The organism is Lachnoclostridium sp. An131, from assembly GCF_002160825.1.
Taxonomy (GTDB): Bacteria; Bacillota; Clostridia; order Lachnospirales; family Lachnospiraceae; genus Laedolimicola.
The window spans coordinates 1-13594 of the sequence record NZ_NFLI01000010.1 but is presented as its reverse complement, the minus strand read 5'-3'; the positions used below and the strand labels follow the sequence as shown (position 1 = coordinate 13594).

The window sequence follows — 13594 nt, the reverse complement described above, 5'->3', positions numbered from 1 at the left end:
TGATTAATGTACTACCAAAACAAAGGAGGCAAAATCAATGAGGATTGAAACCAAAACTGACAACCGCAGAAAGATGGTACAGGACATTGCGGAATATATCGGAGAAGAACTGCGCTATGTGGGGCCGCCCACCTTTTCCTACACAGTGGGCTGCCTTACCATTGACAGGGACGGCGTGATCACAAGCGAGACAGAGGAAGGAGAAGATCTCCTGACACAGTTTTTGCAGGAGAAAGGCTATCTGGAAGCCCCGGTGGATGAAGTGAAAATTGAGATCCCGGCAGATACCGGAGATGGAAAATTTTTGAAAAACTTACTTGCCATGATCCATGCACGTGCTTACCTGCTCAACCGGATCACAAGGTATGAGACCTTTGCGGTTGGAGATTCCCTGTTGGAAAAGCTGGAGCAGCTTTCGGAAGAGAATATTTGGGAGAACTTTCAGACCCTTCTGTCAGCGGATACGGCGGTCCTGAAGGGGCTTTCGGTGGAAGAAGGCAAAGTGACCTTTACTTTCCCCCTTTCGCCTGACAGTGCGAAAAATAAAGCATATTCCGAATTGGCGGCAAAGATCGTCACAAAAGCGAAGGAAGCCAAGAGAGTCAGCGCCACTCCGGTGGTGGAAGAAAATGAAAAATATTATCTTCGTATCTGGCTGGTGCAGCTTGGCATGGCCGGTGCGGCAAATAAGGAGTCGAGGAAGGCTCTGCTGGATGGTCTGAAAGGCCATACGGCTTTCCGGACTAAAGAAGAAGCAGAGAAGTTCAGTATTGCCCAGAAGGAAAAACGTGCGGCTGTGAAAGCCGCCCAGATGGCTGAACAGGAAAGTGAGGCCGTTTGATATGGAAGAAGATATCATCGATCAGCTGTATTTTGGAAAGATTGTCCCGTGGGAAAAGCAGGTGGAGAAATCACCGGAGATTAAACAGTACGGCAATCAGGTGTGTGAAGATATTGAGTATCTGCGGAAGCTACTGGATGAGAATGGCAGAAAAGTTCTGGAGCGTCTCTTGGATAATGGTTCTGAGATAGAGCGCTTTCAGATAAAAGAAAGTTTCAAAGATGGATTTCGCCTTGGGATGCAGCTTACAGCAGCCGGATTGCATAACCAAAAGCAACTATAAAACACACAAATTTCTTCGCTGAAGATTGTGCAATATATGCCTCGGAATTGACTTGCTATTATCGGCCTTCAGAGCGAATATGTGTACTACCAAAAGGGAAAACACACAAAACGAAATGGAGGATTTTATAATGAATGAGAAAGTTGCAAGGCAGATTGAGGAAATGAAGAAACAGACCATCGGGGTTGAGGTGGAAATGAACAACATTACCAGAGAGAAAGCTGCGAGAGTGGCAGCCAGATACTTTGGAACCCATCGTTATGAGAACACTGCAGACCGCAACGGATACAGCACATGGTCAGCATGGGATGCACAGGGCCGGGAATGGAAATTCCAGAAGGATGTCAGCATTGCAGGACCGAACAGCGAAAAATGCGAAATGGTTACTCCGATTTTGACCTACTCGGATATAGAAACTTTACAGGAACTGATCCGGCAGCTGCGCCACGCAGGCGCAAAGAGCGATGCCACCAGAGGCTGCGGTGTTCACATCCATATCGGAGCCAAAGGCCATACGCCGCAGACGCTCCGTAACCTGGCAAACATCATGGCCAGCCACGAAAGCCTGATTGCAGATGCTTTGAATCTTGATCATGGCAGGATGAGACGCTACTGCCGGACAGTTGATCCCCGGTTTCTGGAACAGGTCAACCGCAGAAAGCCAACTACGATGACACAGCTTGCCGATATTTGGTACAGTAGCCACGATGCAAACTGCGGCAGGAGTCACCACTACAATGACAGCCGTTACCATATGCTGAACTACCATGCAACATTTACAAAAGGGACGGTCGAATTTCGGCTTTTCCAGTTCGATGAGCCCACAGGAGAGCGCAGGGGCGGGCTTCACGCAGGACAGCTTAAGAGTTATATTCAGCTTTGCCTTGCACTGAGCCAGATGGCAAAAACGGTAAAAACAGCCAGCCCGAAGCCACAGCAGAATGAGAATCCAAAATACGCCATGCGCACCTGGCTCCTCCGGCTCGGTTTTATCGGGGATGAATTCAAAACCGCTAGGGAGATCCTGACGAAGAGACTGGCAGGAGATACAGCCTTTAGACACGGACGGGAAGTAGCTTGAAGGAATTAGCCTCCTGCCACCTTATGAACCGCTTCAGCGGTCTTAAGGTGGTAGAAGGGTAATCCCTTCGGAAAGGATGGATACCAAAATGAAAAAAAGATACTATATTGCTTATGGCAGCAACTTAAACATTCGGCAGATGAGGATGCGATGTCCTTCCGCACGGATCATCGGGACTTCTGAGATCCCGGATTATGAATTGCTTTTTAAAGGAAGCAAGACCGGCTCTTACCTGACGATTGAGCCAAAGAAAGGCAGCCGGGTTCCGGTTGCAGCGTGGGAAGTAAGTGCCGAGGATGAGCAGGCGCTGGATCGCTATGAGGGATTTCCCACTTTTTATTACAAGAAAGAAATGCTCCTTCCGATCAAGGGAATCCGAAGCGGAAAAATCCGGCGGCGGGATACATTCGTGTACATCATGCACGAGGACAGACCCTTTGGGGTACCGAGCAATTTTTATATGCAAACGTGTCTAAGTGGATATAAAAGTTTCCGGTTCGATCCTCAATTCCTGAAAGATGCCTATATGAGAAGCCGTGAGGTGGAAGGATGATCGGATCAAAAAGATGGACAAAGCATAGTTGGTGCAGAGGCCGGGGGTCTTATAGTCTGCGTGGAGAATTAAAATTTTCGATCAAGAAAAATAAGAGATATTTTAACCGGCAGGTGCGCCGTTACACGAAAGACCTTCCGAATGGGAAAGCCTATCGGAAACTGGCTGGAGAAAAAGTATGGGATTATGTCGTGTAACAGGAGGAGAAGGGGTCATGAAAGAAACAAACGTTACTCAGATTAAAATTTGCCCACGATGCGGAAAGGTCTACCACGAGCCTCCTGCTCTTTCCAGAATAGATAATCAAACACTGATCTGCCCAGACTGTGGGACCAGAGAGGCGTTGGAGAGCATTGATGTGGATCGTCAGGAACAGGAAGAGATTCTAGCGATTATTCATCGGCAAAGGAGAGAAATTAACGATTGAATTTTGCTAAATATATTAAATTGAATGGGAGCCGCAAGGCTCCTATTTTTGTGCCGTGAATTGGAGGTGGGAGCGATGGCGCAGAGAGGCAGGAAGCCGAAGCCGACAGCACTAAAGATGCTGGAGGGGAATCCGGGCGGACGGCCGTTAAATACAAAAGAACCAAGGCCAGAGAAGAAGGCTCCACGCTGCCCTTCCTGGCTGGAAGATGAGGCGAAAAAAGAGTGGAAGCGTATGGCGAAAGTGCTGGAGAACATGGGGCTTCTGACAGAAATGGATATGGCGGCTTTTGCCGGGTACTGTCAGGCATATGCCCGTTGGAAGGAAGCAGAGGAATTCCTGACGCAGCACGGCTCTATGGTGCGGACGCCAAATGGTTATTTGCAGCAGGTGCCGCAGGTATCCATCGCCCAGACTAATATGAAGATTATGCTGAAATTTTGTGAGCAGTTCGGTCTGACGCCATCGGCCAGGACCAGGATTGTTGGCGGAGAGAACAGCGATGAGGAAGATGAAATGGAGAAACTGTTGGAAGGAGGCGGATGTTGATGGATTTTCAATACACACCTTCTCCCTTCAGGCTCTCTACTTCCCATTATGATGCGAAGCGGGCGGATCATGCGGTTGCCTTTATCCAGAACCTGAAACATACAAAAGGGAAATGGGATGGGAAACCATTTCTTCTGCTCCCGTGGCAGGAGCAGATTGTCCGGGATCTTTTTGGAATCGTAAAAGCCGATGGAAAGCGTCAATTTCGGAGTGCTTATATAGAGATACCAAAGAAGAACGGGAAGTCAGAACTGGCAGCGGCCATCGCACTGTATCTTCTCTATGGGGATGGAGAGGCAAGTGCAGAGGTATATGGCTGCGCCAATGACCGGAGTCAGGCGTCCATCGTTTTTGATGTGGCGAAGCGGATGGTGGAAAAATGTCCGGCGCTTTTAAAGCGGTCGAAGATTGCAGCGGCCACGAAGCGGATCGTCAATTACCGGAACGCCGGGTTCTATCAGGTGCTGTCCGCTGAAACAGGAACAAAACATGGCCTGAATATTTCCGGACTGGTTTTTGATGAGATCCATGCCCAGCCGAACCGGAAACTTTATGACGTTATGACCAAAGGCTCCGGTGACGCCCGTGAGCAGCCGCTGTTTTTTATCATTACCACGGCCGGGACGGATAAGGAAAGTATCTGTTATGAACTGCATACCAAGGCGCTGGATATCATGAACGGTCGGAAAGCAGACCACTCCTTTTATCCAGTGATCTATGGGCTGAGTGACGAGGATGACTGGAACGATGAGAAGAACTGGTATAAGGCGAACCCATCTCTGGGATACACCATCAGCATCGACCGTGTCCGGGACGCTTACCGGGAGGCTCTGGATAACCCAGCAGAGGAAAATGTATTTAAGCAGCTTCGCCTGAATATTTGGACAAACTCAGCGGTGGTGTGGATACCGGAGCATATCTACGACCGGGGTAATCAGAAGATTGATTACGCTTCACTCTTGGGACGGGACTGCTTTGCGGGGCTTGACCTTTCTTCCACCTCAGATATTACAGCGTTGGTGCTGGTCTTTCCTCCGAGGACGGAAGAGGAGAAATATATTGTCCTGCCTTTCTTCTGGTTGCCGGAGGAAACATTGGAACTGCGCTGCCGCCGGGATCATGTCCTCTATGATGTGTGGGAGCGGCAGGGGTACATCCTCACCACGGAAGGGAACGTGATCCATTACGGATTTATTGAACGGTTCATCGAGCAGCTGGGGGAGAAGTATCACATCATTGAAATTGCTTATGACCGATGGAATGCTACACAGATGGTGCAGAACTTAGAAGATATGGGATTTACCATGGTTCCCTTTGGACAGGGATTTAAAGATATGTCCCCACCATCAAAAGAACTGTACAAGCTGCTGATGGAAGGGAATATTATCCACGGCGGTAATCCGGTTCTCAAATGGATGGCCCAGAATGTGGTGATGCGGCAGGATCCGGCGGGCAATATTAAGCCGGATAAAGAAAAATCTGTGGAAAAAATCGATGGGATAGTGGCATTAATTATGGGACTGGATCGCTGTATTCGTAGTTCACCGCCAAGCAGTGTTTATGATACAAGAGGCATTCTCTTTATTTAGAAAGGGGTATGAGTGTTATGGGAATCTTATCAAGTTTATTCCGGTCAAGGGATAAGCCGTCTGACCGGACATCCGGCAGCAGTTATAGTTTCTTTATGGGAGGAAGTACATCCGGAAAGCGGGTGAATGAGCGGACGGCCATGCAGATGACGGCGGTGTATTCCTGTGTAAGGATCCTGTCGGAGGCGGTGGCCAGTCTGCCCCTGCAATTTTACCGGTATACGGATGATGGCGGGAAAGAGAAGGCGGTAAATCATCCCCTCTATTTCCTGCTTCATGACGAGCCGAACCCGGAGATGACGTCTTTCGTATTCCGGGAGACACTGATGACGCATCTGCTTTTATGGGGCAATGCCTATGCCCAGATTATCCGGAACGGGAGGGGCGAGGTAATCGCCTTATATCCTTTAATGGCAGACCGGATGTATGTGGATCGGGACGATAAAGGGCAGCTGTATTATGAGTACACGTTGAGTTCTGATGACGCACCGACCATGAAAGGTTCTGTTGTGCGGCTTTCTCCTTATGAGGTGCTGCATATTCCGGGGCTGGGTTTTGACGGATTGGTGGGATATTCGCCGATCGCTATGGCAAAGAATGCGATCGGCATGGCCATGGCCTGTGAAGAATATGGGGCGAAATTTTTTGCCAATGGTGCTGCACCATCCGGGGTGTTGGAACATCCTGGAACCATTAAGGATCCCAGCCGGGTGCGGGAAAGCTGGCAGAGGACATTTGGGGGCTCCGGTAACGCCAATAAGGTGGCGGTATTGGAAGAAGGAATGAAATATACTCCGATCTCCATTTCGCCGGAGCAGGCACAGTTTTTGGAAACAAGAAAGTTTCAGCTGGATGAAATTGCCCGGATCTTCCGGGTGCCGCCCCACATGATTGGGGATCTGGAAAAATCCTCATTTAATAATATCGAGCAGCAGTCTATGGAATTTGTGAAATATACACTGGATCCCTGGGTGTCCCGGTGGGAACAGTCCATGGTGCGGTCTTTACTTTCCAGGGAAGAAAAAAAGCAGTATTTTATCAAGTTCAACGTGGACGGCCTGCTGCGTGGGGATTATCAGAGCCGGATGAACGGATATGCCACGGCAAGACAGAATGGATGGATGAGTGCCAATGACATCCGGGAATTGGAAAATCTGGACCGGATTCCGGCGGAGCAAGGAGGAGATTTGTATTTAATTAATGGAAATATGACAAAGTTGGAGGACGCTGGTCTGTTTGCAGCGGCTCCGGCAGGAAAGGAGGATCCGTCCAATGAAAAAGTTTTGGAAGTGGAAGAATCAGGCGGGAACACAGGAACGGACGCTGTTTCTGAACGGAACCATTGCGGAAGAGAGCTGGTATGACGATGAAGTCACACCGGCTCTTTTTAAAGAGGAGTTGATGGCAGGAAATGGAGATATTACGGTCTGGATCAACAGCCCCGGTGGTGACTGTGTGGCCGCAGCGCAGATCTATAACATGCTGATGGATTATCCCGGAAATGTGACCGTTAAAATCGATGGGATCGCGGCCAGTGCCGCTTCGGTGATTGCCATGGCAGGCACAAAAGTGCTGATCTCCCCGGTAGGCATGCTGATGATCCATAATCCGGCAACCCTTGCATGGGGAGATTCCGGGGAAATGCAAAAAGCCATTGAGATGCTGGGAAGTGTGAAGGATTCCATTATCAACGCTTATGAAATCAAGACCGGCCTGTCCCGTACAAAGTTATCCCACATGATGGATGCGGAGACCTGGATGGACGCCGGAAAAGCGGTGGAACTTGGTTTTGCCGATGGGATTCTTGCCAGGGCAGAACTGACGGAGGATGTGGAACCGATCACAATGTCCATGCTGTATTCCAAAGCTGCCGTAGTCAATTCCCTGATGGATAAGATTGCGGCGAAATGCATGACAAAACAGAAAACCGAACCTGCAGGCCGCAGCGTAGACAGTCTCTACGAGCGGCTTAATTTATTGAAAAATTAGGAGGACATGACGATGACGATTTTAGAATTGAGAGAAAAGAGGGCGAAGGCATGGGAGGCAGCGAAGGCTTTCCTGGATTCCCACAGGAATGAAAAAGGTGTGCTGTCTGCTGAGGATGACGCTGCCTACACCCGTATGGAACAGGAGATCACAGATCTGGGGAAAGAAATCGCCAGGCTGGAGCGGCAGGAAGCCTTTGAACGGGAACTGTCCCAGCCGGTGAATCAGCCCCTGACCGGACGTCCGGCATCCGGCGGCGCGGGAAAGGAAAAGACCGGGCGTGCTTCGGAGGAATACAAGGCCAATTTCTGGAATGCCATGCGCTCTAAGGTGCCGCTTCCCAGTGTGGTCAATGCTTTGGAGGAAGGGACGGATTCCGAGGGTGGTTATCTGGTGCCGGATGAGTATGAGCGTACCCTGGTGGAAGCCCTGGAAGAGGAAAACGTGTTCCGCCAGATGGCTAAAGTGATCCGCACTTCCAGCGGGGATCGGAAGATCCCGGTAGTGGCAACGAAGGGAACAGCGTCCTGGATCGATGAGGAAGGGGCGTATACGGAGAGCGATGATTCCTTTGGGCAAGTATCTATCGGTGCCTACAAGGTGGGTACCATGATCAAGGTATCTGAGGAACTTCTCAATGACAGCGTCTTTGACCTGGAATCTTATATCGCGAAGGAATTTGCCCGCCGGATCGGGGCGAAAGAGGAAGAGGCGTTTTTTACCGGAGACGGTTCCGGGAAGCCTTTGGGTGTCCTTGCAGCTACCGGTGGTGCCGAGACCGGGGTGACCGCCGCATCTTCTACGGCGGTGACAGCAGATGAACTGATGGATCTGTTCTATTCCCTGAAATCTCCGTATCGGAAGAAGGCAGTGTGGGTGTTGAACGATTCTACGATCAAGGCCGTTCGGAAACTGAAGGATTCTACCGGACAGTATCTGTGGCAGCCTTCCCTTGTGGCCGGAACGCCGGATACCCTCCTTGGCAGGCCGGTGAAGACCTCCGCCTACATGCCGGTGATTGCGGCGGGGGCAAAGACCATTGCCTTCGGTGATTTCAGCTATTACTGGATTGCGGACCGGCAGGGACGCTCCTTTAAGCGCTTGAATGAATTGTACGCCGCCAACGGTCAGGTAGGCTTTCTTGGATCCCAGAGGGTGGACGGTAAGCTGGTGCTTTCCGAGGCCGTGAAGGTGCTGGCGCAGAAAGCTGGTTCCTGATGGATTGATGTGAGAAAAGGACGGCATCCCCTTGTGTGGGGATGCTGCTGGTAAGGAAGGAGGGCAGGAAGGATGCTGGTGACGCTGGAAGAAATGAAAAATTACCTCCGGGTGGATGACAATGAAGACGATGGGCTGATCACTACGCTTTTGGCGTCAGCGGAACGGATGTGTATGGATATCCTGCGGATCGATGAAGAAAGCGGTCTGCAGGAAGTGGAGAATGGGAAACCGGCGGTGATGTATACGGTGGCTTATCTGTATGAACACCGGGAGGAAGCTGACCACCATGCCCTGGTCCTGACACTGCGCTCCCTGCTCTTTGGAAGCCGGAAGGAGGCGTTCTGATGGAGATTTCCCTTCTGAATGTAAAAGTGACCTTCCAGAAAAACTCCGTAGTTGCGGACAATATTGGAAACCGTAGGAATGTCTGGGAGGATTATCATACCTGCCATGCCACGGTCAGTGGTGAGGGCGGGAATGAAAAGGCTGCCGCCGGATTAACGGTTGTGGATTCTGACATTGCTTTTACCATCCGTTTTTGTAAACGGGCGGCGGAGGTAACGGCGGACGGTTTCCGTATCCTGTTTGGCGGGGAGATCTACAATATCGTGGCCGTGGATCACATGAACTATAGGAGGAAAGCGCTGAAGTTCCGGTGTGAGAAAGCGAGGCGGTAAACATGGGACAGAATGTACAGATCGGGGACCTGGCAGACGCCATTATGGAGACTTTGGAGGAATATGCGGATCTGGCTGCAGATAATGTGAAACAGGCAGTAAAAGACGCCGGGGAGACAATAAAGAAAGAGATCTGTGCCAATGCTCCGAAGGATACCGGGGATTATGCGAAAAGCTGGGCGGTGAAGAAATCTAAAGAGACTTCCAACAGTATAACGATGACGGTCTATTCCCGGAATCGTTACTACCTGGCCCATTTGCTGGAATTTGGCCATGCTAAACGAAATGGAGGCCGGGTCGCTGGAAAGAGTCATATTGCTCCGGCAGAAGAAAAGGGAATCCAACAGTTGGAAGAAGAGATTGAAAGGAGTCTTAGGAATGGATAGGTTGCTATCAATTTTAAACGATATAGGGGTTCCTTATGCTTATGACCATTTTGCAGAAGGGGAAGCACCGGATCCGCCTTTCCTCTGTTATCTGCTTCCGGGGAGCGATAACTTTTCCGCAGACGGGAAGGTGTACCGAAAGTTTACGGAAGTTCGGCTGGAACTGTATACGGATTTTAAAGACTCTGAAGCGGAGCAGAACGTGGAAGATGTTCTGGACGCAGCGGGGATTTTTTATAACAAGTCGGAAACCTGGATTGACAGCGAGAAGCTGTATGAAGTTCTGTATGCTTTTGAAATGCCGACAGACGGAGATAGTGCTGGGAAAACCGGGAATGAAATGAAGGAGGCTGAAAATGTCTACGAAGAAAAATAAAGTCAAATTTAATATCTGCAACGTGCATTACGCACTGATTACGGTGGACGATGACGGGGAGGTGACCTTTGGGACACCTGTGGCTATGCCGGGTGCGGTATCTTTGTCCTTGGAACCCAACGGCGAGCCGTCCAATTTTTACGCGGATGGGTATGCCTATTATACGATCTCCAACAACATGGGCTATGAGGGAGATTTGGAACTGGCCATGGTGCCGGAGAGCTTCCGTACCGATGTGCTGAAGGAGTCTCTGGATGACAACAGTGTGCTGGTGGAGAGCGCCAATGTGGAGACGGCGAACTTCGCCCTGCTCTTTGAATTTGACGGGGATGTGAAGAAGATTCGCCATGTGCTTTACAACTGTTCGGCAGCAAGGCCGAACATCGAGTCCACCACCAATGAAGAGGAGATCGAGGTACAGACGGAAACGCTGGCCATCACGGCGGCTCCTCTGGCTAACGGCTATGTGAAGGCACGTACCGGGGACAGCACCACGGATACGGTCTACACCGGCTGGTATACATCTGTGTATATGCCGACGGTGACAGATCCGGAGACATCCGGGGTACAGCAGTCCAGCCTGCGGGAAATGGAAGAGGATGAAATCGGAGGGGAGACATTATGAGTATGAAGAAAAATATCACGATTGATGGTCAGGAGGTCGCTTTTAAGGCCTCCGCCGCCATCCCCCGGATTTACCGGATGCGGTTCCACCGGGATATCTACAAAGACCTGCGGGATCTGGAAAAAGGGATCGACAAGAATGACCCGGAGAATTCCAATCTGGATCTGTTCTCTTTGGAAATGTTTGAGAATATCGCCTATGTGATGGCGAAGCATGCCGACCCTTCCATCCCGGATACGCCGGAGGAATGGCTGGACAGCTTTAACACTTTCTCCATCTATCAGGTGCTGCCTCAGATCATAGAGCTTTGGGGGTTGAATACACAGACAGATGTGCAGGCTAAAAAAAACTTCGCCCGACTGACCGGGAAATGACAACGCCCCTGTTCCTCCTGCGGTGCGTGCAGCTGGGGCTGTCCATCCGGGATCTGGATCTTTTGACTATCGGGATGGTGAACGATATGTATGTGGAGAGCCGGAATGACGAGCATAAATATGCGGTGGTGGCAACGCAGGAGGATTTCGATAGATTTTGAGCCATTGAATGATCAGTCTTTTCTTGGTATAATCTTAGCTGGGAAAAGGCTGATTTTTCAGAGAAAAGACAGATGGTAGGGAGAAAAAGATGGAAAAAATAGAGGCTATTGAACTTTCTGCTTTAAAGTTATTGCAGCAAAATCTTTCGGATGCCAAGACAATAATTAATGAGGAATACCCATTTCAGAAGATTACTGCACAAGGAAGAAATTATTCGGATAAAGAAAAGATGGAACAATTTATAAGGGACGGCTTCATTGACAGGTATAGCGGGAAAAAGCTGGTAAATCCTGGTATATTGAAAGTTCTATCTCACTATATGCCTGAGACATTTCCATATCATTCACATTGGAAAATGGAGGAATGTCATAATGCTTATTGGGAATTTGTACCCACAGTGGATCATATTTATCCGGTAGCGCTCGGCGGAGCGGATTCAATGGAAAATTGGGCGACGACATCCATGCTTCATAACTCGATTAAAAGCAACTGGACTCTGGAACAGCTGGAATGGAAACTTTATGACGCCGGAGATTATTCACAGTATGATGGATTGACGGGATTGTTTATTAAGCTGATTCAAGCCGATGAAGAGTTATTAAGGGATTCATATATCAAGCGGTGGTATAAATTATCGGTAGATTGTGATAAGGCATAGCAAAAATTAAATTTATGATCGGTTAATATGAATCGAAAAATATATGCAGCATCGATTGGAGAAATCTGATTGGTGCTTTTTATGCTCGGAGAAGATCCGGGCATTTTTTATGTTCATTTTCAGGAGGTGGTGACACATGGCGGGCCGGATCAAGGGCATTACGGTAGAGATCGGCGGCGATACCAGCGGGCTGGAAAAGTCGCTGAGCGCGGTGAACAATTCCATAAAGAAGACCCAGAGCCAGCTTCGGGATGTGAATAACCTTCTGAAACTGGATCCGTCCAATACCATCCTTCTGGCGCAGAAGCAGGAGCTTCTGCAATCTGCGATTGGAGATACGGAAAAGAAGCTGGAAGCCTTGGAACAGGCCCAGGAAGATGTGGCGAAAGCTTTTGAGCGGGGCAACTTAGGGAAAGACCAGTACATGGCATTCCAACGGGAGGTTGAGGAAACCCGTGGTGCGCTGAACCGGTATAAGGCAGATCTTTCCGGCCTGCAGTCAGAGCAGGAGCGGCTGGCTTCTAATACGGAACGTCTGAATAAGCTGTTTGCGGCGACTGGATCCAGTGTGGATGATTACGTAGACGTGCTGGGGAGCCGTTTGGTGACGGCGATCCGGAACGGGACGGCTTCTTCTGACCAGCTGAAAACCGCTGTGGAGAGGATTGGGAAAGCGGTCACTGGCGGGAAGGCGGATATCAAACAGCTGACCGCCGCCCTGGACACGGTGGATGACGGGCAGGCCGTGCGAAACCTGATCAACGATCTGAATGATGTGGGTGACGCGGCCCAGGACGCTGCGGATGACATCGAGGAGATTGCCCAAGCCACCAAGGGTGCGGTCCTGATGGAAGCTGCCGACCAATTATCCGTGGTTGGGGATAAGATCCAGGATGTGGGCGATAAGGCAGTATCCGCTTATGCGGAGACAGAGACGGCGGTTTCCAAAGTGAACGCCTACTTCGGGGAGACCGGGGAGGCGGCGGAAGCCAGCGCGGAGATTGTAAAAAATGTGTATGGATCCGGTGTGGGCCAGAGCATGGACGCCGTGGCGGAAGCGGTCATCATGGTCAAGAAAAACCTGGGTGATCTGGGGGATACGGATCTGACCAACCTGACGAAGCAGGCGCTGACGCTGGAAGAATTATACGGGATTGACATGAATGAGACCCTCCGGGGCGTCAACTCTCTGATGAAGCAGTATGGCCTGACCGCCCAGGAAGCTATGGATTATATCGTCCGGGGTACCCAGAACGGTCTGGACAAGACCAATGAGTTGGGGGATAACCTGTCCGAGTATGCGGGGAAATTTGAGCAGGCGGGATATTCCGCTTCGGAGTATTTCCAGCTTCTGCAGAACGGCCTGCAGGGCGGGGCGTACAACCTGGATAAGGTCAATGACGCCATCAATGAGGTGACTACTCGTCTGGCGGACGGGACCATCGGGGATTCCATAGACCTGTATTCCCAGAAGACCCAGTCTTTGTTCCTGGCATGGCAGAACGGGGAGGCTACCCAGAAGCAGGTAATCGATTCCATTGTGGCGGATATCGCAAACTGCACCAACGAACAGCAGGCCCTGAATATGGCGGCGGAAGCCTTTGGCACCATGGCCGAGGACGGGAACCTGAAATTCATTACTTCCCTGACTTCGGTTGGGGAGACTTATGACAGCGTGGCCGGATCTGCGGAAAATCTAAGTCACAACCACCACTTCAAGTGGTGGTTTGGATTGGCCCTCATAAGGGCCAGTTACATGCTCGCCCCAAAGGGCGGGTATCGCAAGCGTTGTTACTAGTCCGC

General features: G+C 50.3%; 18 protein-coding genes and 1 pseudogene. All 19 read left to right on the top strand.

Features of this window, described 5'->3' with window-relative positions; translation table 11 throughout:
* Positions 1 to 37: 37 nt before the first annotated feature.
* A complete protein-coding gene (locus tag B5E77_RS09415; protein ID WP_204248041.1) occupies positions 38 to 841 on the top strand; it encodes a phage terminase small subunit P27 family in 804 nt (267 codons plus the stop codon).
* Between the two features lies 1 nt (position 842).
* Entirely contained in the window at positions 843 to 1124 is a 282-nt protein-coding gene (locus B5E77_RS09410) for a DUF6809 family protein (protein ID WP_087165128.1), read from the top strand.
* A gap of 130 nt (positions 1125 to 1254) precedes the next feature.
* Complete coding sequence (locus tag B5E77_RS09405) at positions 1255 to 2205, top strand: amidoligase family protein (RefSeq protein ID WP_087165127.1); 951 nt, start codon at positions 1255 to 1257, stop codon at positions 2203 to 2205.
* Between the two features lie 88 nt (positions 2206 to 2293).
* Complete coding sequence (locus B5E77_RS09400) at positions 2294 to 2758, top strand: gamma-glutamylcyclotransferase family protein (RefSeq protein WP_087165126.1); 465 nt, start codon at positions 2294 to 2296, stop codon at positions 2756 to 2758.
* 214 nt (positions 2759 to 2972) lie between these two features.
* On the top strand, positions 2973 to 3185 hold the full coding sequence (locus tag B5E77_RS09390; protein ID WP_087165124.1) for a hypothetical protein: 213 nt from the start codon (positions 2973 to 2975) through the stop codon (positions 3183 to 3185).
* Positions 3186 to 3260: 75 nt separating this feature from the next.
* The gene (locus B5E77_RS09385; protein ID WP_087165123.1) at positions 3261 to 3734 is read left to right on the top strand and encodes a phage terminase small subunit P27 family; all 474 of its coding nucleotides are present in this window, start codon (positions 3261 to 3263) and stop codon (positions 3732 to 3734) included.
* On the top strand, positions 3734 to 5323 hold the full coding sequence (locus B5E77_RS09380) for a terminase large subunit (protein ID WP_087165122.1): 1590 nt from the start codon (positions 3734 to 3736) through the stop codon (positions 5321 to 5323). Before B5E77_RS09385 ends, B5E77_RS09380 begins: the two co-directional genes overlap by 1 nt.
* 17 nt (positions 5324 to 5340) lie before the next feature.
* A complete protein-coding gene (locus B5E77_RS09375) occupies positions 5341 to 6687 on the top strand; it encodes a phage portal protein (RefSeq protein ID WP_087165121.1) in 1347 nt (448 codons plus the stop codon).
* Positions 6596 to 7312, top strand: a complete 717-nt coding sequence (locus B5E77_RS09370) for a head maturation protease, ClpP-related (RefSeq protein WP_087165120.1) — start codon at positions 6596 to 6598, stop codon at positions 7310 to 7312. Before B5E77_RS09375 ends, B5E77_RS09370 begins: the two co-directional genes overlap by 92 nt.
* 12 nt (positions 7313 to 7324) lie before the next feature.
* Positions 7325 to 8530: a phage major capsid protein gene (locus B5E77_RS09365; protein ID WP_087165119.1), complete on the top strand. Its 1206-nt coding sequence runs from the start codon at positions 7325 to 7327 to the stop codon at positions 8528 to 8530.
* Between the two features lie 72 nt (positions 8531 to 8602).
* A complete protein-coding gene (locus B5E77_RS09360) occupies positions 8603 to 8878 on the top strand; it encodes a head-tail connector protein (RefSeq protein ID WP_087165118.1) in 276 nt (91 codons plus the stop codon).
* Positions 8878 to 9210 (top strand): phage head closure protein, encoded by a 333-nt coding sequence (locus B5E77_RS09355; protein ID WP_087165117.1) that lies wholly within the window; start codon positions 8878 to 8880, stop codon positions 9208 to 9210. The genes B5E77_RS09360 and B5E77_RS09355 overlap by 1 nt, the downstream gene beginning before the upstream one ends.
* Before the next feature lie 2 nt (positions 9211 to 9212).
* Positions 9213 to 9596, top strand: coding sequence for an HK97 gp10 family phage protein (locus B5E77_RS09350; protein ID WP_087165116.1), 384 nt, complete (start codon positions 9213 to 9215; stop codon positions 9594 to 9596).
* Entirely contained in the window at positions 9589 to 9972 is a 384-nt protein-coding gene (locus tag B5E77_RS09345) for a hypothetical protein (protein ID WP_087165115.1), read from the top strand. The genes B5E77_RS09350 and B5E77_RS09345 overlap by 8 nt, the downstream gene beginning before the upstream one ends.
* Positions 9953 to 10597 carry a major tail protein gene (locus B5E77_RS09340; protein ID WP_087165114.1) on the top strand — a complete coding sequence of 215 codons (645 nt, stop codon included), beginning with the start codon at positions 9953 to 9955 and terminating at the stop codon, positions 10595 to 10597. The genes B5E77_RS09345 and B5E77_RS09340 overlap by 20 nt, the downstream gene beginning before the upstream one ends.
* On the top strand, positions 10594 to 10971 hold the full coding sequence (locus tag B5E77_RS09335) for a hypothetical protein (protein ID WP_087165113.1): 378 nt from the start codon (positions 10594 to 10596) through the stop codon (positions 10969 to 10971). The genes B5E77_RS09340 and B5E77_RS09335 overlap by 4 nt, the downstream gene beginning before the upstream one ends.
* A complete protein-coding gene (locus B5E77_RS17085; protein WP_166430228.1) occupies positions 10968 to 11132 on the top strand; it encodes a hypothetical protein in 165 nt (54 codons plus the stop codon). Before B5E77_RS09335 ends, B5E77_RS17085 begins: the two co-directional genes overlap by 4 nt.
* An 89-nt stretch (positions 11133 to 11221) precedes the next feature.
* Positions 11222 to 11791 (top strand): HNH endonuclease, encoded by a 570-nt coding sequence (locus tag B5E77_RS09330; protein WP_087165112.1) that lies wholly within the window; start codon positions 11222 to 11224, stop codon positions 11789 to 11791.
* A gap of 136 nt (positions 11792 to 11927) precedes the next feature.
* Positions 11928 to 13490 (top strand): annotated as a pseudogene (locus B5E77_RS09325) (phage tail tape measure protein); the annotation flags it as partial.
* Positions 13491 to 13594: the final 104 nt, after the last annotated feature.

Excerpts from the sequence above, each read along its gene's own strand:
- B5E77_RS09415 (WP_204248041.1), top strand. The coding sequence starts at position 38 with ATGAGGATTGAAACCAAAACTGACAACCGCAGAAAGATGGTACAGGAC.
- B5E77_RS09410 (WP_087165128.1), top strand. The coding sequence starts at position 843 with ATGGAAGAAGATATCATCGATCAGCTGTATTTTGGAAAGATTGTCCCG.
- B5E77_RS09405 (WP_087165127.1), top strand. The coding sequence starts at position 1,255 with ATGAATGAGAAAGTTGCAAGGCAGATTGAGGAAATGAAGAAACAGACC.
- B5E77_RS09400 (WP_087165126.1), top strand. The coding sequence starts at position 2,294 with ATGAAAAAAAGATACTATATTGCTTATGGCAGCAACTTAAACATTCGG.
- B5E77_RS09390 (WP_087165124.1), top strand. The coding sequence starts at position 2,973 with ATGAAAGAAACAAACGTTACTCAGATTAAAATTTGCCCACGATGCGGA.
- B5E77_RS09385 (WP_087165123.1), top strand. The coding sequence starts at position 3,261 with ATGGCGCAGAGAGGCAGGAAGCCGAAGCCGACAGCACTAAAGATGCTG.
- B5E77_RS09380 (WP_087165122.1), top strand. The coding sequence starts at position 3,734 with ATGGATTTTCAATACACACCTTCTCCCTTCAGGCTCTCTACTTCCCAT.
- B5E77_RS09375 (WP_087165121.1), top strand. The coding sequence starts at position 5,341 with ATGGGAATCTTATCAAGTTTATTCCGGTCAAGGGATAAGCCGTCTGAC.
- B5E77_RS09370 (WP_087165120.1), top strand. The coding sequence starts at position 6,596 with ATGAAAAAGTTTTGGAAGTGGAAGAATCAGGCGGGAACACAGGAACGG.
- B5E77_RS09365 (WP_087165119.1), top strand. The coding sequence starts at position 7,325 with ATGACGATTTTAGAATTGAGAGAAAAGAGGGCGAAGGCATGGGAGGCA.
- B5E77_RS09360 (WP_087165118.1), top strand. The coding sequence starts at position 8,603 with ATGCTGGTGACGCTGGAAGAAATGAAAAATTACCTCCGGGTGGATGAC.
- B5E77_RS09355 (WP_087165117.1), top strand. The coding sequence starts at position 8,878 with ATGGAGATTTCCCTTCTGAATGTAAAAGTGACCTTCCAGAAAAACTCC.
- B5E77_RS09350 (WP_087165116.1), top strand. The coding sequence starts at position 9,213 with ATGGGACAGAATGTACAGATCGGGGACCTGGCAGACGCCATTATGGAG.
- B5E77_RS09345 (WP_087165115.1), top strand. The coding sequence starts at position 9,589 with ATGGATAGGTTGCTATCAATTTTAAACGATATAGGGGTTCCTTATGCT.
- B5E77_RS09340 (WP_087165114.1), top strand. The coding sequence starts at position 9,953 with ATGTCTACGAAGAAAAATAAAGTCAAATTTAATATCTGCAACGTGCAT.
- B5E77_RS09335 (WP_087165113.1), top strand. The coding sequence starts at position 10,594 with ATGAGTATGAAGAAAAATATCACGATTGATGGTCAGGAGGTCGCTTTT.
- B5E77_RS17085 (WP_166430228.1), top strand. The coding sequence starts at position 10,968 with ATGACAACGCCCCTGTTCCTCCTGCGGTGCGTGCAGCTGGGGCTGTCC.
- B5E77_RS09330 (WP_087165112.1), top strand. The coding sequence starts at position 11,222 with ATGGAAAAAATAGAGGCTATTGAACTTTCTGCTTTAAAGTTATTGCAG.